The 23,635-nt window shown below is 71.5% G+C and carries 20 protein-coding genes; 12 read left to right on the top strand and 8 right to left on the bottom strand.

Annotated features, from left to right (window positions below):
* Nucleotides 1-341, top strand: a 341-nt coding sequence (locus ABD327_RS03635) for a helix-turn-helix transcriptional regulator (protein ID WP_344448673.1), incomplete at its 5' end; no start/stop codon positions are given.
* Nucleotides 342-385: 44 nt separating this feature from the next.
* On the opposite strand, the gene ABD327_RS03630 is transcribed toward ABD327_RS03635, so the two are convergent.
* Nucleotides 386-1,807 (bottom strand): hypothetical protein, encoded by a 1,422-nt coding sequence (locus tag ABD327_RS03630; protein ID WP_344448672.1) that lies wholly within the window; start codon nucleotides 1,805-1,807, stop codon nucleotides 386-388.
* A gap of 50 nt (nucleotides 1,808-1,857) precedes the next feature.
* The gene (locus tag ABD327_RS03625; protein WP_344448671.1) at nucleotides 1,858-2,478 is read right to left on the bottom strand and encodes an L-threonylcarbamoyladenylate synthase; all 621 of its coding nucleotides are present in this window, start codon (nucleotides 2,476-2,478) and stop codon (nucleotides 1,858-1,860) included.
* Nucleotides 2,479-2,612: 134 nt separating this feature from the next.
* Between ABD327_RS03625 and ABD327_RS03620 the strand changes: the two genes are divergently transcribed.
* From ABD327_RS03620 to ABD327_RS03610, 3 genes are all read left to right on the top strand, one after another.
* Nucleotides 2,613-3,749: an MFS transporter gene (locus ABD327_RS03620; protein ID WP_344449066.1), complete on the top strand. Its 1,137-nt coding sequence runs from the start codon at nucleotides 2,613-2,615 to the stop codon at nucleotides 3,747-3,749.
* An 84-nt stretch (nucleotides 3,750-3,833) separates the two neighbouring features.
* Entirely contained in the window at nucleotides 3,834-4,397 is a 564-nt protein-coding gene (locus ABD327_RS03615) for a TetR/AcrR family transcriptional regulator (RefSeq protein ID WP_344448670.1), read from the top strand.
* Between the two features lie 41 nt (nucleotides 4,398-4,438).
* A complete protein-coding gene (locus ABD327_RS03610; RefSeq protein ID WP_344448669.1) occupies nucleotides 4,439-6,616 on the top strand; it encodes an MMPL family transporter in 2,178 nt (725 codons plus the stop codon).
* 29 nt (nucleotides 6,617-6,645) lie between these two features.
* Here ABD327_RS03610 and ABD327_RS03605 read toward each other — a convergent pair whose 3' ends face one another.
* Genes ABD327_RS03605 through ABD327_RS03595 form a run of 3 tightly spaced genes read right to left on the bottom strand, consistent with a single transcriptional unit; the run spans nucleotide 6,646 to nucleotide 10,337 of the window.
* The gene (locus tag ABD327_RS03605; RefSeq protein WP_344448668.1) at nucleotides 6,646-7,881 is read right to left on the bottom strand and encodes a sulfotransferase family protein; all 1,236 of its coding nucleotides are present in this window, start codon (nucleotides 7,879-7,881) and stop codon (nucleotides 6,646-6,648) included.
* Nucleotides 7,878-8,969 carry a DUF1214 domain-containing protein gene (locus ABD327_RS03600; RefSeq protein ID WP_344448667.1) on the bottom strand — a complete coding sequence of 364 codons (1,092 nt, stop codon included), beginning with the start codon at nucleotides 8,967-8,969 and terminating at the stop codon, nucleotides 7,878-7,880. The genes ABD327_RS03605 and ABD327_RS03600 overlap by 4 nt, the downstream gene beginning before the upstream one ends.
* Before the next feature lie 3 nt (nucleotides 8,970-8,972).
* Nucleotides 8,973-10,337 (bottom strand): cytochrome P450, encoded by a 1,365-nt coding sequence (locus tag ABD327_RS03595; RefSeq protein ID WP_344448666.1) that lies wholly within the window; start codon nucleotides 10,335-10,337, stop codon nucleotides 8,973-8,975.
* Nucleotides 10,338-10,461: 124 nt separating this feature from the next.
* On the opposite strand from ABD327_RS03595, the gene ABD327_RS03590 reads away from it, so the two are divergent.
* The 6 genes from ABD327_RS03590 to ABD327_RS03565 all read left to right on the top strand — a co-directional run bounded on the left by ABD327_RS03590 (nucleotide 10,462) and on the right by ABD327_RS03565 (nucleotide 18,885).
* A complete protein-coding gene (locus tag ABD327_RS03590) occupies nucleotides 10,462-11,109 on the top strand; it encodes a TetR/AcrR family transcriptional regulator (protein WP_344448665.1) in 648 nt (215 codons plus the stop codon).
* A 242-nt stretch (nucleotides 11,110-11,351) separates the two neighbouring features.
* Nucleotides 11,352-11,843, top strand: coding sequence for a hypothetical protein (locus ABD327_RS03585; RefSeq protein ID WP_344448664.1), 492 nt, complete (start codon nucleotides 11,352-11,354; stop codon nucleotides 11,841-11,843).
* Complete coding sequence (locus ABD327_RS03580) at nucleotides 11,843-13,234, top strand: hypothetical protein (RefSeq protein WP_344448663.1); 1,392 nt, start codon at nucleotides 11,843-11,845, stop codon at nucleotides 13,232-13,234. Before ABD327_RS03585 ends, ABD327_RS03580 begins: the two co-directional genes overlap by 1 nt.
* Complete coding sequence (locus ABD327_RS03575; protein WP_344448661.1) at nucleotides 13,231-14,532, top strand: VWA domain-containing protein; 1,302 nt, start codon at nucleotides 13,231-13,233, stop codon at nucleotides 14,530-14,532. The genes ABD327_RS03580 and ABD327_RS03575 overlap by 4 nt, the downstream gene beginning before the upstream one ends.
* A 10-nt stretch (nucleotides 14,533-14,542) precedes the next feature.
* Entirely contained in the window at nucleotides 14,543-15,658 is a 1,116-nt protein-coding gene (locus ABD327_RS03570; RefSeq protein WP_344448660.1) for an ATP-binding protein, read from the top strand.
* Nucleotides 15,655-18,885, top strand: a complete 3,231-nt coding sequence (locus tag ABD327_RS03565; RefSeq protein WP_344448659.1) for a hypothetical protein — start codon at nucleotides 15,655-15,657, stop codon at nucleotides 18,883-18,885. The genes ABD327_RS03570 and ABD327_RS03565 overlap by 4 nt, the downstream gene beginning before the upstream one ends.
* A gap of 43 nt (nucleotides 18,886-18,928) precedes the next feature.
* Here the strand turns inward: ABD327_RS03565 and ABD327_RS03560 are convergent, their stop codons facing one another.
* On the bottom strand, nucleotides 18,929-20,062 hold the full coding sequence (locus ABD327_RS03560) for an outer membrane protein assembly factor BamB family protein (RefSeq protein ID WP_344448657.1): 1,134 nt from the start codon (nucleotides 20,060-20,062) through the stop codon (nucleotides 18,929-18,931).
* Nucleotides 20,063-20,509: 447 nt separating this feature from the next.
* On the opposite strand from ABD327_RS03560, the gene ABD327_RS03555 reads away from it, so the two are divergent.
* Nucleotides 20,510-21,184 (top strand): enoyl-CoA hydratase/isomerase family protein, encoded by a 675-nt coding sequence (locus ABD327_RS03555; RefSeq protein ID WP_344448656.1) that lies wholly within the window; start codon nucleotides 20,510-20,512, stop codon nucleotides 21,182-21,184.
* 209 nt (nucleotides 21,185-21,393) lie between these two features.
* Here ABD327_RS03555 and ABD327_RS03550 read toward each other — a convergent pair whose 3' ends face one another.
* Entirely contained in the window at nucleotides 21,394-22,311 is a 918-nt protein-coding gene (locus ABD327_RS03550; protein WP_344448655.1) for an alpha/beta fold hydrolase, read from the bottom strand.
* A 79-nt stretch (nucleotides 22,312-22,390) separates the two neighbouring features.
* Between ABD327_RS03550 and ABD327_RS03545 the strand changes: the two genes are divergently transcribed.
* Nucleotides 22,391-23,002, top strand: a complete 612-nt coding sequence (locus tag ABD327_RS03545; protein WP_344448654.1) for a TetR/AcrR family transcriptional regulator C-terminal domain-containing protein — start codon at nucleotides 22,391-22,393, stop codon at nucleotides 23,000-23,002.
* 190 nt (nucleotides 23,003-23,192) lie between these two features.
* Here ABD327_RS03545 and ABD327_RS03540 read toward each other — a convergent pair.
* Nucleotides 23,193-23,635, bottom strand: a 443-nt coding sequence (locus tag ABD327_RS03540; RefSeq protein WP_344448653.1) for a DUF4396 domain-containing protein, incomplete at its 5' end; no start/stop codon positions are given.

The following is a 23,635-nucleotide window of genomic DNA, read 5'->3' as shown; positions in this document are numbered from 1 at the left end:
GCCCCGCTCCGGCCGCCGGGGAGCCCGCGCGTTTCAGCGAACGGGTCCGCGCCGAACTGCTGCGCACCCCCGTCCCGCCCCTCGACGAGGTCGCGGCCCGCCTGTCGGTCAGCTCGCGCACCCTGAACCGCCGCCTCGCCGCCGAGGGCACCTGCTACCGCGGACTGCTGCGGGAGGTCCGGGAGGAACTCGCCGAACGGCTGCTCGACGAAGGCCTGCCCACCAAGGACATCGCCCGGCGGCTGGGCTACGCCGAACCCGCCGCCTTCATCCACGCCTTCCAGCGCTGGAAGGGCGTCTCCCCCGGCCGCTACCGCAAGAGCGCCGGCCACGGCCTGTAGGCGCCCGTCCGGAACACGACGGCGGCCGGACGAGAGCCGTGTCCTCACCGGCCGCGCGCCACGGCCCTTCCGGTGAGGAAGGCCGCGACGGTTCCGGCGCAGCCGATCAACACGCTGCCGAGGACGGCGGTCCTGAAGGCGTCGGGGACGCCGGTGGTCCAGGACAACAGGGGGACGGGGGCCAGCAGGGCGCCGGCCAGGGCGATCGGTACGACGCAGAAGACCCGTCGCCGGTCGGCCGCGGCGGACGAGCCGACGCCCAGGAGCACGAGGCCCACGAGGATCAGGGTCGCGGACAACGGGGCGACCGCTACGCCCAGGAGGTCCATCGAGTGCAGTCCCAGACCGGACACCGCGCCCCCGAGCGTCAGCGCGCAGCCCCAGCGCAGGGAGCGGCCGGAGCCCAGGCCTGCGAGCAGGGCGGAAGCCAGGACGATCAGGGCGGTGAAGCCCGCACGGAACCGGTAGGCCGACCCGTCCTTCAGGTCCGGGACGTTCCAACGCGTGATCGGCTCGACCGTCCGGGAGGCGCCCACCGTCCAGACCGGGTGGCCCAGCCGACGCCAGGTGCCGCTCGTGTCGCGCACCACGAGCCCGTCGCCGCCGTTGGCGACCACGACGACGTGCCCGCCCGCCTGATCCTGCACGGCCAGAGCCCTGCTGGAGACATCGGGGTCGTAGCCCTTGTCCACGGCCTGCCGCCGCAGGAAGTCGGTCCGTCCCGGCGAGATCTCCCAGGCCGTGCGCCAGGTCCGTCCGTCGGTGGTCTCCTGCACGGCGAGCCGTCCTTCGACCACGCGGTAGCAGTGCGACGGCGCCGACGGCACGCAGGCGCGGGTCGCACCGTCGCGGATCTGGTCGTCGGCGCGGCCGCTCTCCTCTCCCATCCAGGTGACGCCGCCGTCGGTGGTCGAGATGGTCGTGGCCTCCGCCCGCACGACGATCCGGTCGCCGGACGTTCCGACGGCGTCGACCGACTGTGCGAGGGGCGCCGAAGTAGCCGCCGTGGCCACGACCGCGAAGGGCATGACCACCACGACCCTTCCCAGACGGACCCGTCGCTCGGGGGTCTCCCGGTTCCGGGCCCACCGGTGGACCTGCCAGCTCACCGCCAGCGCGGGCAGGGCGAGAAGATCCGTCGGATCAGCCCGTATCAGCGACGGCCCCGCCACCAGCCCCCACGCCTCACCGGCGATCCGCGCTCCGGTGGAGGTCGTCTTCACCAGCACGAACCCGGCCCCGGTGGCCAGGACGGCTCCCAGGGCCGACCGCTCCCCCCGCAGGCCCAGCGCCGAGAGACCGAGCGCGAGCAGCGCCGGAGCGAACACCAGGCCCGCGAAGTCGCTGACCTTGCCCGTCACCGGGCCCGGGTAGGCCCCCTTCAACACCTGATCGTTGACCGCCAGCACGACGATCGCGACCACCGACACCGGATGCCCCAGCCAGGCAATGGCAGAACCTCGCATGCCAGAACATGCTCACACAGCCCTCCCCGAAGGGATAGGCGGCGACAGGCCTATTCGAAGAGGGACGGGTCTCCGGTGCCCCGGCGGAGGATCTCGGGCTCGCCCTGGGAGAGATCGACGACCGTGGTGGGGGCGGTGCCGCCCTCTCCGGAGTCGAGGACGGCGTCCACGGCGTTGTCGAGGGTCTCCTTGATCTCCCAGCCCTGGGTCATGGGCTCGCTCTCGCCCGGCAGGAGGAGGGTGCTCGACAGGATCGGCTCGCCGAGCTCTTCCAGGAGGGCCTGGACGACGACGTTGTCGGGGATCCGGACGCCGACCGTCTTCTTCTTGGGGTGCAGCAGCCTGCGCGGCACCTCCTTGGTCGCCGGGAGGATGAAGGTGTAGCCGCCCGGAGTCGCAGCCTTGATCGAGCGGAACAGCGCGTTGCTGATCTGGACGAACTGGCCGAGCTGCGCGAAGTCCTTGCACACCAGGGTGAAGTGGTGGCCGCTGTCGAGGTTGCGGATCTCCCTGATCCGGTCGAGGCCCGCCTTGTTCTCCAGCCTGCACCCGAGCGCGAAGCACGAGTCCGTCGGATACACGATCAACCCGTCCGAACGGAGCAGGTCAACCGCCTGGCGGATCGCCCGGGGTTGCGGGTTGTCCGGATGCACATCGAAATACTTCGCCATGCATTCGAGCTTAGACAGCCCACCGGCCCGTCTTGACGTCATCCGCGGCCGAAATCCCATGGCGTGCGTTCGGGGTGTTCGCCTAGGGTGAGGACATGACCTGGCGACATTGATCTTCATCTGAGAACCGGCTCATCCGTAAGGTCTACGCCTACGCGTTCCTTACGGATTTCATCCTGCTCTACCCGGTGTACTCGCTGCTGTTCGCCGAGACCGGGTTGTCGGCGGCGCAGATCTCGACGCTGTTCATCCTGTGGTCGAGCGTCTCGTTCCTGCTGGAGATCCCTTCCGGGCTTCTCGCGGACCTGTTCTCGCGGCGTCGGCTTCTGGTGCTCGCGCCGCTGGTCACCGGGCTGGGGTACGGGTTGTGGACGTTCGCTCCCTCCTATCCCGCGTTCGCGGCCGGGTTCGTGTTGTGGGGGGCGGGAGGCGCGCTGGCCTCCGGGGCCCAGGAGGCCCTGGTCTACGAGGAGCTGGCGCGGCTGGGGGCCGGGGGCTCCTATCCGCGGGTGTTCGGGCGGGCACGGGCGCTGGGGACGACCGCCGCCATGGTCTCCTCCCTCGTCGCGGTGCCCGTCATGGCGGCCGGCGGCTTCCTCGCCCTCGGGATCGCCAGCGTGGTCGTGCCCTTGTTCACGGCCGCGGTCGCGTGGTCCCTTCCCGAGCACAGGGGTGAAGGCGGGGAGGACGAGGACGAGGACGAGGAGCCCGGGCTGCGGGCGGTGTTCCGGGACGGGCTGGCCCAGGTCCGGGCCGCTCCGGTGGTCCGGCGGCTGCTCCTGGGCGTCGTCCTGATGTCGGGTTTCTCGGCGATGGACGAGTACCTGCCGCTGCTGGCCGCCGAGGCCTCGGGCTCCGCCCTGGCCCTCGTTCCGCTGCTGGTGCTGCTGCCCTCCATGGGCGACGCGGCCGGCGGGTGGTTCGCCGGGCGCGGCGGCTCCCGCCTGTCCGTCGCGCTGGCCCTGGCCGCCCTTCTTCTGGCCGCCGGAGCCGTGGTGCGCCATCCTCTCGGCTTCGTGCCGATCGGCGTCGCCTTCGGGCTCGCGCAGTGGGCGACGGTCGTCACCGAGGCGCGGCTCCAGGACCGGCTCTCCGACCGCTCCCGCGCCACCGTCACCTCGCTGTCGGGCTTCGGCATGGAGGTCGTCGCCGTGATGGTCTTCGCCGCCTACGGGCTGGGCTCCCTTTGGTCCCCGTCCTGGTTGCTGTTCGCCCTCGCCGCCCTGCCCCAGCTCCTCCTGGCCCTCGCCCTGCGCGGCCGTCGCGGATGAGCCCGCGACGCCGGTGACGAAGGACACTCCCGGTTCCTGTCCGAACGGTCAGCTTGCACCGTTCCAGCGGTTACCGTGATCCTCATGGCTCGTCCCTCCACCGGTCTGCGGGAACGGATCCTCGACTCGGCGCTGCGGCGGTTCGTCCGCCACGGCTTCCGCGGCGCGTCCCTGGCCGACATCGCCTCCGACACGGGCTGTTCGAAGGCGTCGCTGCTGTACCACTTCAGCAACAAGGAGGCGATCCTGGCCGAACTGCTGCTGCCCATCAGCAGAGAGGTCACCGCGCTGGACGCCCGCCTGGGCGGTCTGGAGGGCCGGGAAGCCGCCGAGGCCGCGGTCGCCGGGTTCGTCGACCTCACCCTGCGGTTCCGGCGCGAACTCAAGCTGCTGTTCGACAACCTGGGCGACCTCGACTCGATCTCGGAGCTGCACGACGAGTTCGAGGACGTCGACGCCCTCAAACGCCGGCTGGTCGACGCCATGGCGGGCCGCTCGGAGGAACCGCTGGACCGGGTCGCGGCCACCATGACCCTGGGCGGCATGCTCCTGACCGGCACGGCCGACCACCTCTCGTTCGACGACGAGACCCTGCGCGAGGCGCTGACCACCGGCGCCCTGCGGGCGCTGGGCCGAACCCGCGGCTGAGCACACCCTCACCGATCTCCGAAGGAAAGGCTCGTTCCCCCATGGCCACCCTGCTCTACCGGCTGGGCCGATGGTGCTTCGGGCACCGCGGCCTCGTCGTGGCGATCTGGCTGCTGCTGCTCGGCCTGCTGGGCGGGGCCGCCGCCGCGTTCAGCGGCTCGACCACGGCGGCGTTCCGCATGCCCGGCACCGAGTCCCAGCGCGCGATGGACGCGCTGGAGAAGCAGTTCCCCCAGGCCACCGGCGCCTCCGGGACCATCGTCATCGCCGCCCCGCAGAACCGGAAGCTGACCCCGGCCGAGGTCGCGCCCGTCGTCGAGCGGGCCTCCGCGATCCCCGGCGCGACCGCCGTCGACCCCTTCCAGGCGGGCGGGGTGTCGCCCGACGGCCGCTACGCGCTGGTCCAGGTCCAGTTCGCCGACGAGATCGCCGACATCACCGACGCCCAGCGCGCCGCCTACAAGAAGATCGCCCAGGACGGCCCGGGACCGCGGGTGGAGGTCGGCGGCGAGGTCGCCAAGGAGACGCACCTGGGCGGGGCGACCGAGGGGATCGGCGTGCTGGTCGCCGCCGTCGTCCTCGTCCTCACCTTCGGCTCCCTGGTGGCGGCCGGGATGACGCTGCTCAACGCCCTGCTCGGCGTCGGCGTCGGGATGGCCGGCCTGTACTCGCTGACCGGCGTGGTGGAGCTCAACGACGCCAGCCCCGTGCTGGCGCTGATGCTGGGGCTGGCCGTCGGCATCGACTACTCGCTGTTCATCACCTCCCGTCACCGGCAGAACCTGCTGGAGGGCCTGGAGGCTCGGGAGGCGGCCGCGCGGGCGATCGGCACCGCCGGGTCCGCCGTGGTGTTCGCCGGAGCCACCGTGGTCATCGCCCTGGCCGGCCTGTCGGTCGTCGGCATCCCGTTCCTGACCGCCATGGGCCTGGCCGCCGCCGCCACCGTCGCGGTGGCCGTCGTGGTCGCCCTGACCCTGCTGCCCGCCGTGCTCGCGTTCGCCGGCGACAGGATCCTGCCCCGCAAGCGGCGCGGCGCCACCGGGCCCGTGCCCGGCAAGGAGCCCTTCGGCTACCGGTGGGGCCGCCTGGTCACCCGGCTGCGCGTGCCGGTCCTGCTGGCCGGAGTGCTGACGCTGGGCGCCCTGGCCCTGCCCGTGACCGACATGCACCTGGCCCTGCCCGACGCGGGCACCGCGTCCGAGGACACCCCCGAACGCCAGGCCTACGACCTGACCAGCGAAGGATTCGGCGAGGGCTTCAACGGCCGCCTGATCGCCGTGGTGTCCGGCGACGACGCCGCGTCCGCCAAGGCCGCGGCCGAACGGGCCGTCCAGATCATCAACGGCGTCGAGGGCGTGAAGGTCGCCATGCCCGCGCAGTTCAACCAGGACGGCACCACCGGTCTGGTGGCCGTCATCCCCGACACCGGCCCCACCGACCCCGCCACCGAGGACACCGTCCACGCCGTCCGCGACGCGGTCGCCGACGTGCGGGGAGCGGAGATCGCGCTGACCGGGATCACCGCGATCGGCATCGACATCTCCGCCAAGCTCGCCGACGCGCTGCCGGTCTACCTGCTGCTGGTGGTGGGCCTGTCGGTCCTGCTGCTGATGCTGGTCTTCCGCTCGGTGCTGGTGCCGGTCAAGGCCGCGGCCGGGTTCCTGCTGACCGTCGGCTCCACCTTCGGCCTCACCGTCGCGGTCTTCCAGCAGGGCCACCTGGCCGGGCTCGTCGGCGTCGACACCCCCGGCCCCCTGGTGAGCTTCCTGCCCATCATCCTGATCGGCATCCTGTTCGGGCTGGCCATGGACTACGAGGTGTTCCTCGTCTCCCGCATGCGCGAGGACTTCGTCCACGGCGACACGCCCCGCCAGGCCACCGTCAACGGCCTGGGCCACAACGCCCGCGTCGTCACCGCCGCGGCGCTCATCATGATCGCGGTGTTCGCCGGGTTCATGCTCACTCCCGACCCGATCATCAAGTCCATCGGGTTCGCCCTGGCCGTCGGGGTCTTCATCGACGCCTTCATCGTCCGCATGACGCTGGTCCCCGCGGTGATGTCGCTGCTCGGCAAGGCCGCCTGGTGGCTGCCCCGTCCGCTGGCGCGGGTGCTGCCCGACCTCGACATCGAGGGCGAGAAGCTGCGCCGCGGCCTGGAGGAGGCCGGGGACTCCCCGGCCGAGTCCCTCCAGCCCGAGTACAGCGGCGCCGACCGGTAGGTCTCCGGTACCCCCTCCGGGGCGTTATGTCACGGCCGGGGAGCGAAGGCGAAACGCTCGCGGAGTTCGTTCTCGTCGAGACCGAACTCCGCGGGGGTGTAGCGGTGGGTCCCTTTCGCCTGGCGGGGTCGGGTGGCGTGGTAGCGCGCGACCATGCCGTCCGGGTCGGAGGGGGCCGCCAGACCGGCCGCGGCGTAGATCTGCTTCAGCACCGAGGACGTCGACGAGACCAGGTCCTCGTAGCGCACGTCCAGGACGGTGACGGACTCCGCCGACGGGGAGTCCCGGAAGGCCAGGGCCCGGCGGAGCCAGAGTTCGGTCTGACCGGTCTGGAACCTGCCGACGTCATGGGCGTCCACGTCGTCGCTGTAGGTGGAGCGGAAGACGGAGAACAGGCTGGCGCCGGAGGCGACGGTCTCCACGATGTCGCGGTGCAGGTGGACGACGCACGCGCCGGGGAAGGCCGCGGCCAGGTGCGCGAGTTCGGGCAGGTGGGCCGGGGCCTTGAGGACCCAGCGGCGGCCGTCTTGCGCGTCGAGGATCTGCAGGACCCTGCGGTGGCGGGTGTAGGAGGCGGCCAGATCCTGACCGGCCAGCCAGGCGCTGTAGCCGTCCAGCCGCATGGTGGAGCTGAATCCCCAGTTGCGGAAGTCGGTGCCCATGGCCAGGACGCACTCTTCCGGGAGGCGTGTGCCGAAGTCGTGGACGGTGGCCAGAGCGGGGTTCAGGAGGTGGAGGGCGTCTTGGGCACGGGAAGAGGAGTCCAGCAGCTCTTCACGTTCTTTCCCCTCGACGTCGGCGAACCGCCACGGGGCGCCCAGCTCCGCGGACAGAGGGGCGCGGAGCCTGGGATCTGCGGCGAGCAGGCGGAACAGGAACGTGGTGCCCGTACGCCAGCCGCCGACGATGAAGATCGGCGGTGTGAGGCGGCGTTCGGTGGTCTCCGGGTGGGCCGCGAGGTGACGGGCCGTCAGGATGCGGGCGCGTAGCCTCGTCACCGCCGAACCGAAGGCCGCCTTCACTCCGAGCGCGTTCAGCCGACCGTCCTCCGCAGCGGACTCCAGGTACCGTTCGAGCCCTTCACGCCACTCCGAGGGGTCGTCCAGGAGAGAGTCCCCGACACCTCTGGTCGCCTGAGCGATGACCGCGTCCGCGGTGTCCGCGCCGAGTCGGTAGCGCTCCGGACGCGCCGTCCGGTCTGCTTCTGCGGCCGCGTATACGGCGGCGGCCTCGGGCGTCCGCCGGGCGGGTTTCCAGGTCGTCATCTCTCGTTCCGCAGGTCCTCGACACGGCAGCGCCGAACTGACGGCAGGGCGGGTGTGTGCTCGGGACGCAGCCAGCGCAGGACGACGATCCCGAACGGGCGTCCTTCGGTGTCCAACCAGTCCCCGGCGGACGGGCCGGGATCTTCCGCCGCGAGCACGAAGCGGTATCGGCCGTCCTTGACGGTCGCGGTGCCGCCGGTACGGGACACGGAGCGGTGCCGGTGGTCGAGGGAGTTGAGGAAGCGGCTGTAGAGCAGGACGTTCCAGTAACGGCACGGCGCCGCGTCACCTTCGAGTACCAGGGCTTCTCCCGGCTCGAGCTCCCACCCGCCTCGCAGGTAGTGGATGCCGGGTTCGGTGTAGACGGCGCCGCCGGTCATCTCCGACCAGTGGCGGATCTCGTTGGGCCGCGCCCGGTCGGCGTCCGCGGCCATCGAGAAGGCCGCGGGGAGGAAGGACACCGTTCCGGCGAGGCGGTCGAGATGGTGGGTGAATCGGGCCGGGTCGATGGGCGGCGGCACGGATACGGCCGGGTCGACCGGGTCGATGGCGCACCAGCCCGTCTCGTCCCCGGCGTCGTCGTGGAAGTACCGGACCCACAGTGCGGTCGTCTTCTCGGGAAGCGGCAGCCAGTCGCCTTCCTCGGGACGGTCCCCGCCGAGCGTGACGGTGAAGTTCCCCGCCTCGTCGAAGCGGAGTTCGTCGCTGTCGAGACGGGCGACGGCCTCGGCTCCCGCCCGCCCCGATCCGGCGTAGACCGTGATCGAGGCGTAGACGGCCGCGCCCGGGTTCCCCGTGACGCGGTAGCGGCGGCCTGGACGGATGTCGGCCACCCAGTAGCGGAAGTCCGGGTTGTCCATGAAGAACTTCTGCCGCCACCCGTTGAACGGCACCAGTTCCGGCCGCTCCCGGTCGACCTCGAACCGGGCGAGCTGGTTGTGCAGTCCGCGTATGAGCGCGCGGAATCCGTCCGCCCGTTCCAGCTCGTCCAGGTTCTCGGTGTCGGCGGCCAGCCGCCGTCCGGCCGTCTGCAAGGAGTCGACGAACGTCTCCCACGCCTTCACTTCAGGCCGGTCGGCGTCCTCCAACGATCAGGAGCCTTCACTCGCGGAACGGCCGGCCGGAATCGTGGACGGAGGGGTGAAGGTGCAGTTCAGGCGCTTGTATCCGTTGATGAAGCCGGACAGCAGCCGGTCCGGTTCGCCTTCGGAGCGGATGTCGGGCAGGCGGGTGAACAGCTCCCGGAACATCACCGTGATCTCCCGGCGGGCCAGGTTGGCGCCCAGGCAGAAGTGCGGGCCGGGGCCTCCGAAGCCGATGTGCGGGTTCGGCGAGCGGGTGATGTCGAACTTCTCGGGGTCGGTGAAGACCGCCTCGTCGCGGTTGGCGGACGGGTAGTACAGCATCACCTTGTCGCCCTTGCGGTACAGGTGGCCGTTCATCTCGTGGTCGCGGGTGACGTTGCGGCGCATGAAGATGACCGGGCTGGCGTAGCGGACGATCTCCTCGACGGCTCCGCCGATGCGTCCGTCGAAGTCCTCCATCAGCAGCGCCCGCTGGTCGGGGTGGTCGGTGAACAGCTTCAGGCCGTGGGCGATGGCGTTGCGGGTGGTCTCGTTGCCCGCCACCACCAGCAGCAGGAAGAACGCGCCGAACTCCTGCGGGGTCAGCTGCTCGCCGTCGAGGTTGGCGTTCACCAGCGCGGAGGTGAGGTCGTCGGTGGGGTTGGCGATGCGCTCCTTGCCGAGCTTGGCCGCGAGGCGGTGCAGCCGCCAGCCCGCCCAGGCGATCGTGCCCATCGACCGCATCATCCCGAGGTGGCTCATCTTGCCGGTGCCGCTGCTGTAGTCCAGGGTGGCGCCGACGTATTCGGGGTCGGTGTAACCGGTGCTGATGTTGGTCAGCGCCACCACCGTCGCGTGCTGCTCGGGCGGGATGCCGAGCATGTCGCAGATGACTTCGACGGGCAGCCGCACCGCCGCGTTGGCCACGAAGTCCACTCCGGGGCCGGCCGCGATCAGCCCGTCCACGATGCGCTTGGCCCGGCCGGCGATGTCGTCCTCGGCCTTGGACAGCATCCGGGGGCTGAACGCGCGGGACACGATCCGGCGGATCTTGGCATGTCGCGGATCGTCCATGTCGATCATCGAGCGGAAGAACCTGTCGACGATGCGCGGCGCGTCGGTCGGCTGGGTGGCGGTCGGCTCGCTGCTGAACACCTCGGGGTTGCGGCTGGCCTCCGCCACGTCGGCGTGCCGGACGAGCGCCCAGGAGCCGGGCGGCTGGCCGAGGAAGGGCATCTTGGGGAGGGTGAAGAACTGCGGGGCGGGCTGGGCCCGCAGCACGGCGAACCCCTGCGCCCGCTCGTCCAGGGGACGCTGCCAGAAGCGAAGATCACCCAGGTCGATGTCCTCGAGGGCCAACCCAGAGGGTCCTGCCGAGTAGTCCGTGGTCACCGGTGACCGCCTTTCCCGCCGTTGCCGCGATCCATTTCTGGTGTGCAAGAACACCAGAAATATCTGGTGTCAACGATCACCAAAATTCGTGGCGGCGTCAAGAGGTACGGCACAATCGGGAACCGTGACGTCCCCACGCACCCGCCCCTACCGCGGGGTGCCCGCCGAGCAGCGCCGGGCCCTCCGCCGCGCCGCGCTGCTGGAGGCGGGCCTGGAACTGCTGGGCACCAGCGGCTGGGCCGCCACCACCGTCCGGGGAGTGTGCACCCGGGCCGGCCTCAACGACCGGTACTTCTACGAGAACTTCACCGACCGGGACGCCCTGCTGCTGGCGATCGTCGACGACCAGGCGGAGCAGGGCACCGCCGTGATCCTGGACGCCGCCCGGCGCTCCCCCCGCGACCTGAAGGCCCGGATCCGCGCCTCGGTGAACGCCATCGTCGACTTCCTCACCGCCGACCCGCGCCGCGCCCACGTCCTGGCCCACGAGTTCCCCGCCAACCTCCTGCTCCAGGAGCGCAGGCGCCAGATCATCCACGGCCTGACCGGCATCTTCGTCGCCCAGACCCACGAGGTGCTCGACCCGCTCCCCCTGTCGGACACCGACCTGGAGCTGACCGCCCTGACCCTCACCTCCGGCCTGTGGGACCTCCTCACCGCCTGGCTGCGCGGCGACCTGTCCATCGACCGCGACCACCTCGTCGACTACACCGTCGCCCTCCTGCTGACCACCACGGATCTGGCCGCGCCCCTGCACCACCGGCTCCGCTGAACCGCGCGGGCCGTCCGCTGAGCGGAGGCGCCGACGCGGAGACATCGCGTCGCTCGCGGAAGCTCTCGGCTCGGCCGGGCGCCGGGCGCCCGGCTCCGGGAAGAGCCGGCCGAAACGGCTAAACGCCCTGATCGCAGGGCATTTTTTCGCTTCACAGGAAGCTGTGGACGGAGCGAACCGATTTTGTCGGAGCGTGTGAGTAACTTGCCGACCCATGATCGAGAGCGATGGGGGGCGAGGACTTGGACGCGGATGAGGCCGGCTGGGAACGGCTCAGCACCGTGCGGGTGGTGCCGCCCGCACGGGCGCGCAAACTGGCGAAGGTCCCCTTCGTCGAGCTCGCGGACGGGCGGTTGCAGGGCGTCGTGTCGAGCGGCTCGGACATCGGCCGGGTGTACGTCTCCTCGATCTCCGCCGGGGACCACGGCTACAACTGCCGGACGAACAACAACCGCCCGTGCGGCGGGCTGCGCGGAGCCCCGTGCAAGCACCTGCGGTCACTCGCCGACGAGGCGGTGCTGCAGTACGGGCTGGAGCGGGTCGCGCGCTACCTGCGGGTCGAGGTCGCCGAGGGCGGCGACCTCGTGGGCGCCCTGGACGGCTCGCCGGAGTCCGCGGACGCGGCGGTGGTGTTCAGCCGGTTCCTGCGGCACCTGGCGTATCTGGAGGTCCCCGGCACCACGGTGCCCGTCCCCGAACTGCACTGGTTCCCTTCGACGGGGGTGGCGCGCTGATGCTCGCGGTACAGCTCGCCGGACTGCTCGGCACGGCCCCCGCCGGGGTGGAAGAGGCGCTCGGCCTGGTGGCCGGATTCGACGACGTCCTCGTCCACGGGTTCACCCGGATCGACGCCGAGCGCGGCGCCGCGCTGGGCGCGCTGGCCGGGGCGCTGGCCTCCTCCCCGCTCGGCGCCGCCGCCGAGGACGCCGTCGGGAAGACCACCGCCGGCTCGGCCTCGGAGGAGCACCTCACGGTGCTCGCCGGAGGCAGGGTCGCGCTGCTCGGAGCGGTGCACGACGCGCTGCTCGACGGACTCGACACCGCGCTCGGACGGGCCAGGGACTCCTGGACGCGGCCTGTCCCCCCGGAGCGGGAGGACCTGCTCGGCGGGTGCCGGGCCTGGCTGCACGAACTGGCCCTCACGGGCTGGCGCGGCGTCGACCACGACCTCGTCTCCTCCGCCGACCGGGTGATCGAGTCCCTGCTCGCGGTGCCGGAGCTGCGGCGGTCCGCCGTCCTGCTCGACGGGCTGGCGGCGGAGCTCCGGGCGTCGTGCCCGGTCGCGACGGCCGACCGGGTGCCCGTCCGGCGGTGGGCCGACCTCTGGTCGCGCGCGCTGCTGCTCGCGCAGGCCGGCGGACGGGCCGGCGCGGCAGAGCCCGCCGAGCGGGTGTCGGGCCGGCTGCTGGTGCTCGGGGTCGACGTGCACGAGCACGACACGGCGGTCCAGGCCCAGGTGCACGCGGTCCTCGAGCCCTCCGGCGGCGGCGGGGAGAACCGGCTGGTCCGGGCGAGCGTCGCGGCGGCGAAGGTCGACACGATCTCCGGCCCGTCGGTGTGGAAGCTGCTGGGGGACCACCCTGTGCTGCTGGGCGCGCTGGCCGAACGGCGCGTCCTGGAGGTCTCCGACATGCCGCTGCTGGCAGGAGGCGACCTGGTGTGGCAGGACGGCCTGGCCGTCGCGGGCGAGCCCGCCGACCCGTTCACCACCGCCCGCCTCCTGCTCGCGGGCGCGCTCGCCCCCGCGGTGCCCCCGCTGGAGCGCCACCCGGTGCGCATCTCCGAGCCCGTGCTGATCGAGGGGTACACGGTCGGGGACGGGCGCCTCGAACTGGACGGGAGCGTCCTCGATCTCGACCTCGACCGCCTGCCGTCCTGCGGTCCGATCACGCCGGAGCTCGTCGCCGCGTCCTCGGCGTGCGTCGGGCTGGTCCGCTGGGACGCGGGCCGCTGGAAGGTGCAGCCCCTCGCGGTGCAGGCCTCGGTGAGGCGCAAGCCCGTCCAGGCGCACAACGGCGACTGGGCGCTGGGCCCCACCGACCCCAAGGTCGTGAAGGCCGAGGCCAGGTCCGGCAACTCGGTGTCCGTGCTGCGCGAGCGGGCGGGGAGGTTGCTCCGCAGATGAACGAGACCGCATCGACGAACGCGTCCGGCGTCGGCTCCGACGCCAACCGGCGGCAGGTGCTCTACTGGCGGCTCCTGTCCCGATTGTTCGACCCCGAGGAGCAGCCGTCGCTGGAGTCCGCGAGCGTGGCCGTCGTCGACGACCTCGGACTGCCGCCCGCGCTGCTCGACCCGGGGATCTCGGTCGACAACCTGGTGCAGCGCTTCCCCGGCCTCGACGCGGAGTTCCGGGGGCTGGCCGCGACGGAGGACCTGGATGAGGGCTCCGGCGAGCAGGTGCGCCGGGCCGCGCTGATCTCCAAGCTGCTGCTCAACGTGTTCGCCACCGGGACGGGCGAGGTGACGGCCTCCGGGCTCGCCGACTGGCAGCGCGACCGCGGCTGGCTCGAACAGGCGATGGGCTCGGAGTGCTCCGGCGAGATGCGGGGCGTCCTGGCCGGGCTGGAAGGCGACCTCGTCCGCCGGATGCGGCTGCGCGAGGTGCTGGCCGATCCGGCGCTGGCCCGGCAGCTCAAGCCGAGCATGTCGCTCATCGAACAGCTGCTGCGGGACAAGTCCAACCTGTCGGGCGTGGCGCTGGCCAACGCCAAGGCGTTGATCCGCAGGTACGTCGACGAGGTCGCCGAGGTGCTGCGCACCCAGGTCCAGCAGACCAGCACCGGGAAGATCGACCGGTCGGTGCCGCCCAAGCGGGTGTTCCGCAACCTCGACCTCGACCGCACGATCTGGAAGAACCTCGTCAACTGGAGCCCGGAGGACGAGCGCCTCTACGTCGACAGGCTCTTCTACAAGCAGACGGCCAAGCGCACCACGCCCGCCAGGCTGATCGTGGTGGTCGACCAGTCCGGGTCGATGGTCGACTCGATGGTGAACTGCACCATCCTCGCGTCGATCTTCGCCGGGCTGCCCAAGGTCGACGTGCACCTCATCGCCTACGACACCCGGGCGCTCGACCTGACCCCGTGGGTGCACGACCCGTTCGAGGTGCTGCTGCGCACGACGCTCGGCGGCGGCACGAACGGCACCGTCGCGATGTCCCTCGCCCGGCCGAAGATCGCCGATCCGCGCAACACCGTCCTGGTGTGGATCTCCGACTTCTACGACGACCGGTCACTGATCGACGACTTCACGTCCGTGCACCGCTCCGGGGTGAAGTTCATCCCCGTCGGCTCGGTGAACAGCTCCGGCCACCAGAGCGTCGATCCCTGGTACCGCCAGCGCCTGAAGGACCTGGGCACCCCCGTGATCTCGGGCCACATCCGCAAGCTCGTCTTCGAGCTCAAGAACTTCCTCGACTAGGAGACCCCCCATGAGCGACATGCTCCGCGCCCCCGCCGAAGTGAAGTACGCCGAGGAGCTCGACTGGCTCGAGTCGATAGACGACGGGCCCAAGCCGTTCTCCTGGCGGCTCAGCCCCCGCATGGTCCGGCTGTTCGTCCTCGGATCCGAGCGCTCCGACGGGCTGGAGCGCGAGATCCCGCAGAAGTGGTTCGGCGACCGCAGCTTCGTCGAGCGCAGCATCGTGACGCTCGCGTCCGACCGGGGCCTGCTGCTCATCGGCGACCCGGGAACCGGCAAGAGCTGGCTCGCCGAGCTGCTGTCGGCCGCGATCTGCCGCAACTCGACCCTGGTCGTGCAGGGCACCGCCGGCACCACCGAGGACCACATCAAGTACTCGTGGAACGTCTCCATGGTCATCGCCAAGGGGCAGTCGCGCGAGTCGATGATCCCCTCGCCGATCATGACGGCGATGGAGCAGGGCGTCGTCGGCCGGTTCGAGGAGCTCACCCGCTCCACCAGCGACGTGCAGGACGCCCTCATCTCCATCCTGTCGGAGAAGTACGTGTCCATCCCCGAGCTGAACGACGACAACATCGTCTTCGCCAAGCCCGGGTTCTCCATCATCGCCACGGCCAACAGCCGCGACCGCGGCGTGAACGACCTGTCGTCGGCGCTGAAGCGGCGGTTCAACTTCGTGCGCATCCCGGTCGTGACGAGCAAGAAGAGCGAAGCCGAGATCGTCCGGTTCCGCACCGTGGAGCTGCTGCGCCGCCACCGGATCGAGCTGGACGTGCCGCCCACGCTGCTGGACGTCCTGCTGCAGAGCTTCGCCGACCTGCGGACGGCCGCCGCGTCGGCGAGCAGCGACGACGAGCGGCTGGAGTCGGCGCTGTCGACGGCCGAGCAGATCGGCGTGCTGGAGGACGCCATCCTGCACAGCCAGTTCTTCGGCGACCGCACCCTGCGGCCCGAGACGCTCGCCGGCTCGCTGGTGGGATCCCTGGCCCGGCGCAGCCCCGAGGACCTCGCGATCCTCAACAAGTTCTGGCACGGCGTCGTCGAACCCCGCTCCAAGAACGACGGGGACGGCCCGTGGAAGGGCTTCCTCGAGGGCGGGCGAGAGGCGATCGCGAAGCTGTCATGAAGCCTTTCGCCGAACTCCGTGAACAGCTGCTCGACGCCGCCGGGGCCTTCGCCGAGGGGCCCGGCGCGCTGTCCGGGATCCTCGCGGGCATGGTCGACGACGTCGACCGTGCGCTGCGCGAGGACCTCGAGATCTTCCCGGTGTGCCACCACTCGCCGTCCTCCGCGCTGGCCATGGCGCGGAGGCTGCGGGAGAAGCGGCCGAAGGTCGTCTACCTGGAGATGTGCGACGACCTCGGGCCGCTCCTCGACGAACTGCGCAACTGCCGGCTGCCCGTCGCGCTGCAGGCGTTCGCGACCGAACTCGACGGCTTCCCGGCCGCGTGGGCGCCGCTCAGCGTGATCGCGCCGATCACCGAGGCGTCCGCCGAGTACCAGGCCATCGCCTACGCGCTCGAGACGCCGGGCGTCGAGCTGGTGCCGGTCGACCGGTCGAGCGACCACGTCTTCCAGTGGGAGCCCCGGGAGCGGGCCGAGCCGGCCGGGAAGGCCGCCCCCGACGAGGAGGCCGCGCTGCACGGCGACTCGGTGGGCGTCGAGCTCGGCGACCTGCGCCCGCGGTTCGCCGAACTGGAGGAGCACCTGCTGCACCACGGGAAGGTCCGGCACTGGTCGGAGTGGTGGGACCAGTACGTCGAGCAGCCCCTCTCCGGAGCGGACTACGACACCTACCGGCAGGTCATGGTCATGATCGGCAGCCTGTTCCGCAGGCTGCGCCGGGACGGCGACGACCACCGCGACGAGGAGCGCGAACGGTACATGTGGACGCGCATGCGCGAGCACCTCGCGTCGTCCGGCACCGACCCCGCCGACTGCCTGTACGTGTGCGGGGCCTTCCACGCCGCGAGCCGGGTCGAGCAGTTCGGCGCCGCCTCCACGGCCCCGTACGAGATCACCCCCCGGACGGGGACCCGCTGGCAGTACGGGCTCATCCCGTCCAGCCACTCCGCGATCGAGGCCCAGTTCGGCCTGGCCCCCGGCTCGGTGTCGATCGCCTCCGCCACCTGGAGCAAGGCCCTGCGCCGCGGCGGCGTCGAACCGTTCCGGCTGAAGGGCCAGAAGGGAACCCGCAGGCAGACGGGCGGCCTGCCCTCCGCCGCTTCCCCGTCAGGCGGTGCCGACCCTTCTTTCCGCAGGGAGGAGAACACACTTCAGCAGACCGCCCCCACGGCCTCGGGTCCGGCCGTCGGCAGGGCGACGGAACTCCCGGCAGGCCTGCCCGAGCAGGCCGGGCCCGGTGCGACCGAACCGCAGGCGCAAGAAGGCGCACAGCAGGCCGGACCCGATGTGGCCGAACCGCAGGCGCGGGAAGGCGCACAGCAGGCCGGACCCGGTGCGACCGAACCGCAGGCGCAAGAAGGCGCACAGCAGGCCGGGCCCGGTGCGACCGAACCGCAGGCGCAAGAAGGCGCACAGCAGGCCGGGCCCGGTGCGACCGAACCGCAGGCGCGGGAAGGCGCACAGCAGGCCGGGTCCGGTGCGGCCGAACCGCAGGCGCGGGAAGGCGCACAGCAGGCCGGGTCCGGTGCGGCCGAACCGCAGGCGCAAGAAGGCGCGCAGCGGGCTGCGGCCTTCGGTTCTTCCGGGCGGGTCGACGACAGGTTGTCGGGGTTCCTGGCGAGCCCGCCCGCGCAGGACGGGCTCGACGAGGCCGAGCTGCTCGGCTGGTGCGTGGACATCGTGCGGCTGGCGCGGCGCAACGGATACCAGGCCAGTACGGCCGACGCGATCGCCGTGTTCGAGACGTCGGTGCTGCTGGCGAACATGCGCAACCGGCGCCGGCCGACGCCGTACGACTTCCAGGACGCGGCCGTCACCTGCATCGAGAAGGAGACGGTGCCGGGCCGGCGCGACGTCGCCCGGCTGTGCGAGATCCTCCTCGGCGGCGACAGGATCGGCCAGGTCGGCTACGAGTCGCTGCCTCCGCTGGCCCGGGACGTCCTGGACAGGCTGGAGCCCCTCGGCCTCGACCTGCAGAAGCGCACGATCCAGCGGGCCCTGCTCGACCTGAAGGCCCGGCCGGAACTGAACCAGTGCTCCGACCTGCTGTGGATCCTGCAGCGCCTGCTGCCGCAGGGCACCGTCCGTCCGATCATGGGCTCCCGGGGCCTGGGCGAGCGCTCCATCCAGGAGAGCTGGGACCTCGCGCTCGGCCGCGACCAGCGGGCCCTCGTCGAACTCGGCTACGAGGGCGTCAGCGTCGAGCAGGTCCTGGAGCAGCGCCTGCGCCGGGCCGTCTGGGATCCCAAGGCCACCGCCTCCACCGCCCTGGCCGCGGTGGAGGACGCCGTCCGCCTCCTCCCCGGACAGCGCCTCCCCGACGAACTCGGCGCCCGCGCCGTGGAGCTCCTGTCCGCGGAACGCGACGTCGACGACGCTCCGGAGGTCCTACGCCGGATCCGCCGCCTCCTGAGCCACTACCGGGCCACGCAGCCCGCGCTCCCCCGCTGGTGCGAGTCCTTCGTCACCACCGGCTACGCCCACTACTGCACCCTGCTGCCCACCGCGTTCACCGAGGAGGAGACCGGCCTCCGCCAGGTGGCGGCCATGCTGGGCTTCCTCTTCGGCATGGAGAGCCTGGCCCTGTCCCTCGGCTGCGACCACGCCCAGCTGGAGATCGCGGTGCGGCAGTCCCACCCCGAGTCCCCCGCCAAGACGGCCCTCCTCTGGGCGGTCCGCTCCCGCCTGGGCCTCCTCTCCCAGGACGAACTCCGCTCCCTCTCCGACGGCCTTCTGGACAACCCCTTCACCCTCGAGGCCTTCCCCCACTACCTGAGCGGTTTCATCCACTCCCTGGACCCGGTCCCGGCCATGACGCCCTTCGTCGTCGAGCTGATGTCCAAGGCCTTCGCCCGCCTCCCCGACTCCGTCCTCCTCCCCTGGCTCCCCAAACTCATCACCGCCCTCCGCGCCGAAGCCCGCGAACTCGTCCCCGTCCTCGTCCGCGAGGCCGCCCGCACCTTCCCCGCCGCCCTTCCCGTCCTCGACGCCTGGACCCCGCCCTGGTCCGCCCAACGGCCGCCGACGACAACACGCCGCCCCGTCGAATCCGGCCCGGCAGCCGCCCTCCTCGCCGCCCATCCTCAGACCTGCGAGGCCGTCGCCGCCCTCCTCGGCCACGACCCCGTATGGCGGGAATCCGCACCCACCGCCGAAGGTCCGGAAGAGGCGGCCGCCCTGCTCACCCGCCATCCTGAAACCGCCACCGCCGTCGCGGCCCTGCTGTGACGCGTCTCAGCGGCCGGACGTGCGGTGCCGGTGAGCCGGGGCCTCAGAGGAAGAAGAAGTCCAGGTCGTAGCCGAACCTCTTGGTCTCCACCGCGATCCAGCCGTCACCGGCCCCCTTGAAGATGCCGGAATAACGGCCGGTGGGGCGGCCGGTGCCGGTGTCGTAGACGGCGACGGAGGGTTCGCCCTCGTGGAGTCCGGCGATGGCGGTGAAGTCCTGGTTCACGAACGTGCGCCATCGGGTGTCGCCCGCCGTCAGGCCGGGATCGGGAGCGGTCCAGAGGGCGCGGCCGGTCGGGAAGTCGAGCATGGTCAGCGGTCCTTGGTCCTTCGCCCGACGGGTCAGCAGGGAGGTGCCGTCGGAGTCCAGGGGAGTTCCGCTCTCCGCCGATCTCCAGAGGATGTTCCCGGTCGTCAGGTCGAGGATCTGGGGAATTCCCTCCGGAGTGAGGGTCGCGATCCGGGTGTCATCCCCGATGAAGCCCCCTGGCGCGTGGGGAAAGCCGGGGTTGTAGTCGTCTCCCGTGCCCAGCGGGAAGCAGATGGTCCGCTTCCAGCGCGGACGGGCGTGCTCAGCGTCGAAGGAGCTGAGCTCCACCTGGCAGGCGTCGTCATAGAGCTTCCCGATGAAGACCACGGCCGGGCCCACGGAGCGCCAGGAGTTCCACTCGGGAACCGCCGCCATGGCGGTGCGCCGCCCGTTCCGGGTATCGCGCAGCATGCTGCTCTTACGTGTGGTGTCGGTGACGAAATAGCGGCCGGTCGGGCGTGCGAGCGTGCGCTGATCGTCGAAGCCGGTCCAGCCGAAAGGGTTCGGGACTTCCGACCAGGCCGCCCGGCCCGTCCTCGGTTCACGTCGTGTGGTCGTGCATTCGCTCAGGCCGTCCGCGCAGCTGTGGACGAAGACGGCATCCTGGGACACTTCCACGCTGGTAGCAGGCCCGTCCGACCACAGGAGACGACCCGTGCCGGGATCGATGGCCCGGATGATGCCGCGTTCGTAGCTTCCCGGAGCCTCGACGAGGATGACCGCTCCACGAGCGACGCTGAACCAGGGGTTGTCGCGGGTCGCGTACCGGAGCCCCGGAAGGAAGGGGATCGTCCAGAGGTCGCGGCCCGAGATCACGTCGACGCCGCGGATCTCCTTTCGGGTGAGGAAGATCAGAGTTCCGTCCACCACCGCCATCTGATCTCCGGCCGCGACGCCCTTCAGCGACCAGGCCGGCGTCGGACCCCGGGTCCCGAACGTGCCGAAGCCCGTCCCCGGAACACAGGAGGTCGTCAGGCATACCAGGAGCAACAGCGGCAAAAGCAAACGGAGACGCACGACCGCGATTGTTCCGAAAGATGATCTCTTTATGACCATGGGAACAAGATCAGACACCGGAGGATCGGAGGAGTCCCCTCGGCCGCGCCGGGGCGGTCAAGGGGTGTTGAGGGAGAGGTCGATGTGTTCGGAGCCCGAATTCGGGAAAGGAAAGGGCCTGTGAAGTGGGAGGATTTCTAGAGTATTTGCTCTGTTACGGTGTGTGCGTGACCCGTCGGCTGCGGCTGGAGGCAGCACAGGGCATGCCGCGCACCGTACGCCGCCTGAACCTCGGCGGCTCGTCTGGAAAGGAAGTTCATGCCTGAGCTGCGCCAAGAGGACCGAGTTTTCGTACTGGATCTGGGGGACGACGAGAACCGCCTCTCCCCGGAGCTGATCAAGCGGGTCAACGTCCTGTTGGACGAGGTCACCGCCCAGCCCGGGCCCGTCGCGCTCGTCACCACCGGGACGGGCGAGTGCTTCTCCCGCGGGCTGGACCTGGAGTGGCTGGGCGAGCACAGCGAGGGGCTGTCCTCCTATCTCAGCGAGATCCAGGAGCTGCTGGCCCGCCTCCTCGCCCTGCCCATCCCCACGATGGCGGCCGTCAACGGGCACGCCTTCGGGGCCGGCGCGATGCTGGCGATGGCCCACGACTTCCGGGTGATGCGGGCCGACCGCGGCTACTTCTGCTTCCCCGAGGCCGACGTCAACACGCCCTTCACCCCCGGCATGGCCGCGCTCATCCAGGCCAAGCTCACCCCCGCCGCGGCGATCGCCTCGATGACGACCGCGCGCCGCTTCGACGGTCCCCAGTCCCGGGAGCTCGGCCTGGTCGACGGCGTCGCCGACGAGGCGAGCCTGCTCAGGACCGCCGCCGACTGGGTGCGCCCCCTCGCCGACAAGGACCGTCCCACCCTGGGCGCCATCAAGTCGACGATGTTCGCCCCCGCCCTCACCGCCCTCCGCGACCCCAGCGACCTGAACCAGGCATGACCCCGCCCCGCCGGGGCGGAGCCGTCCGGGCGGTGACGTCGAGGAACCGCGGCCGGGCGACTCGCCCTCGCCGGGCCCGGACGCGGAGGCCGTGCAGGGACAGAGAGCTTCGCCGTGCCCCATCGAGGCGAAGCCGCTTCTTCCCTGACCGGCTTCCGCCCCTCTGCGGACGGCTTCCGACGCGGAGGCCATGACGGCCTCCGGGCGGGTCAGGGACGGTTCTCGGGACGAGGACGCAGGTGGGCGGTGAGGAAGTCGATCTGGTCGGCGACGAGCTGATCGACCAGGGGCGGGTGGTAGACGGTGAAGTGGTCGGCGTCGTAGTGCTTCAGGACGCCGCAGGGCGCCGCGGCGGCGGCCTTCTCCGCGATGGCGGTGTCGATGAGGTTCTCCCGGTCGCTCTGGCAGACCAGGAGCGGGCAGCGCACGCGGGGGGCGTCGGCCGCGGCGTGGTAGAGCAGCATGCCCAGGCCTGAGGCGGCGGTGACCCGGTTGTCGAACTCGTATCCCGGCGGGCACACGGACGCCCAGCCTTCGAGGGCTCCGGGCTGGGTGACGAAGGCCGCCTCACCGGGCTCGCCGACCAGCGGCACGTAGCGGCGGGGCAGGCGCAGCGCGGCCCGCGCCAGGTCGGAGACGATCGGCACGGTGAACCGGGCGAGGTGGCGCAGGCCCCCGCGCAGGGCGATCGCGCGTCCGCTCAGTACGGGGCACTGCACGACCGCCGCGGACAGCTCCGGGTGCCGGGCGGCCGCGGCCACCACGTGGCTGGCGCCGAACGACGTCCCCCACAGGGCGATCCGCCGTCCGTCCAGTTCGGGGTGCGAGCGGACGAACTCCAGGGCCGCGTCGATGTCCCGGGCGTACCGGCGGGCGCTGACGAGCTGGCGCGGCTCGCCTTCCGACGCGCCCAGGTGGCGGAAGTCGAAGGCCAGGACGGCGAGTCCTGCCCGGGAGAACCACTTCTCGTACTGGTCGAGCATCATCTCGTGCGTCGCGCCGCCGCCGTGCACCAGGACGACGGCGGGATGCGGCCCGGCGCCTTCGGGAAGGGTCAGCCAGGCGGCGCAGCGGTCGCCGTCGGAGACGAAGGAGGTGGACGAGGTGGACGGGGAACGTGTCGGCATGACCCCTCCAATCAAGTACGTTGTACGTAAACAGGGGACAGTTAAACACGTACCTTGTACGTAATCAAGAGGAGAAGCCGTGCCCGCACCCCGGAAGTTCACTCACGAGCAGTTGCAGGCCGCCGCCCTGGAACTGGTCGACGAGGAGGGCCTGGCCGGGCTCACCATGCGCGCCCTGGCCACCCGGCTGGGCACCGGCCCGATGACCATCTACAACTACGTCGACGGCCGCGACGGCCTGGAACGCCTCGTCACCGGCGCCGTCATGGCCCGGGCCCACCGCCCCGTCCCGCGCGCCGACTGGCGCGTCCGCGTGGAGTCGATCGCCGAGGACATGTGGCGGGCCGTGCGCGCCCACCCCAACGCCATCCCCCTCATCCTCACCAGGCGCAGCCTCGACGAGAGCGCCCTGGCCTCGACCGAGGCCCTGCTCCAGGCCCTGGCCGACGGCGGCCGCTCCGGAGCCGACCTCCTGGCCGCCTTCCGCGTGGTCTCCGGCTTCATCGCCGGTTTCGTCCAGGCCGAACTCCCCGCCCCGTCCGGCGGGAACGGCAGGTCCGCCCCCGTCCGCATGGCGGCCCTCCCCCCGGAGCGCTTCCCCCGCCTGGCCGAGATCGCCCGCGCCACCGGAGACCCCGAAGCCGAGTTCCGCGCCGGCCTGAAGATCCTCCTCGCCGGCCTCGACGCCTGACCCCGCAGACCATCGGCGCGACGAAGCGGGGAGGGGACGAGGTCGAGGTTTCCTGCGCCCGGGTCTGGGGAGAGGGCAGGACCTACCGGATCGAGCACGTGCTCCGGCTCCCCGACGGCACCGTCGCCGCCGAGGTGACCCATGTGAGCGGGCTCCTCTCCCGAGAGCCGTGGCCTCCCGGCCGCCGGCGTCAGTGGTAGGCGTGGACGACGGCGTGGCCCTTGCCCCGGCCGATCATCCACTTGTTGACCGGGGTGGTGATCACGAAGGCGACGGCGAAGCCGCCGAGCAGGGCCGACCAGAAGAGGGCGTCGGCCAGGTGGGCGTCCATGGCGCCGGGGACGAGGGCGATGATGCCGTTGTCGACCAGTTCCATCACGGCGATGGAGACGGTGTCGGCGGCCAGGGCGACCTTGATGGCGGCCTTGAGGCCGACTCCGGCTCGCAGGACGGCGAACAGGGTGAACGAGTAGCCGAACAGGAACGCCAGGGCGATCGCCAGGATCATCGTCTGAGCGTTTCCCCAGGCCAGGGCGGTGCCGATGACCATGCCGAGGATCTCGCCGATGGCGCAGCCCGTCAGGCAGTGCAGGGTCGCCTTGGCGGCGGTGGCCCACGAGGCTCCCGGCGGGC

Origin of the sequence: Actinocorallia aurantiaca (assembly GCF_039533685.1) — a bacterium.
Classification (GTDB): domain Bacteria; phylum Actinomycetota; class Actinomycetes; order Streptosporangiales; family Streptosporangiaceae; genus Actinocorallia; species Actinocorallia aurantiaca.
Note: the sequence above shows the minus strand (reverse complement) of the source record. Positions and strands in the feature narration are given on the sequence as shown.

Bases quoted from the DNA above. Each gene is read 5' to 3' on its own strand.
- ABD327_RS03630 (WP_344448672.1), bottom strand. From the start codon at position 1,807: ATGCGAGGTTCTGCCATTGCCTGGCTGGGGCATCCGGTGTCGGTGGTC.
- ABD327_RS03625 (WP_344448671.1), bottom strand. From the start codon at position 2,478: ATGGCGAAGTATTTCGATGTGCATCCGGACAACCCGCAACCCCGGGCG.
- ABD327_RS03615 (WP_344448670.1), top strand. From the start codon at position 3,834: ATGGCTCGTCCCTCCACCGGTCTGCGGGAACGGATCCTCGACTCGGCG.
- ABD327_RS03610 (WP_344448669.1), top strand. From the start codon at position 4,439: ATGGCCACCCTGCTCTACCGGCTGGGCCGATGGTGCTTCGGGCACCGC.
- ABD327_RS03605 (WP_344448668.1), bottom strand. From the start codon at position 7,881: ATGACGACCTGGAAACCCGCCCGGCGGACGCCCGAGGCCGCCGCCGTA.
- ABD327_RS03580 (WP_344448663.1), top strand. From the start codon at position 11,843: ATGCTCGCGGTACAGCTCGCCGGACTGCTCGGCACGGCCCCCGCCGGG.
- ABD327_RS03575 (WP_344448661.1), top strand. From the start codon at position 13,231: ATGAACGAGACCGCATCGACGAACGCGTCCGGCGTCGGCTCCGACGCC.
- ABD327_RS03570 (WP_344448660.1), top strand. From the start codon at position 14,543: ATGAGCGACATGCTCCGCGCCCCCGCCGAAGTGAAGTACGCCGAGGAG.
- ABD327_RS03565 (WP_344448659.1), top strand. From the start codon at position 15,655: ATGAAGCCTTTCGCCGAACTCCGTGAACAGCTGCTCGACGCCGCCGGG.
- ABD327_RS03555 (WP_344448656.1), top strand. From the start codon at position 20,510: ATGCCTGAGCTGCGCCAAGAGGACCGAGTTTTCGTACTGGATCTGGGG.
- ABD327_RS03550 (WP_344448655.1), bottom strand. From the start codon at position 22,311: ATGCCGACACGTTCCCCGTCCACCTCGTCCACCTCCTTCGTCTCCGAC.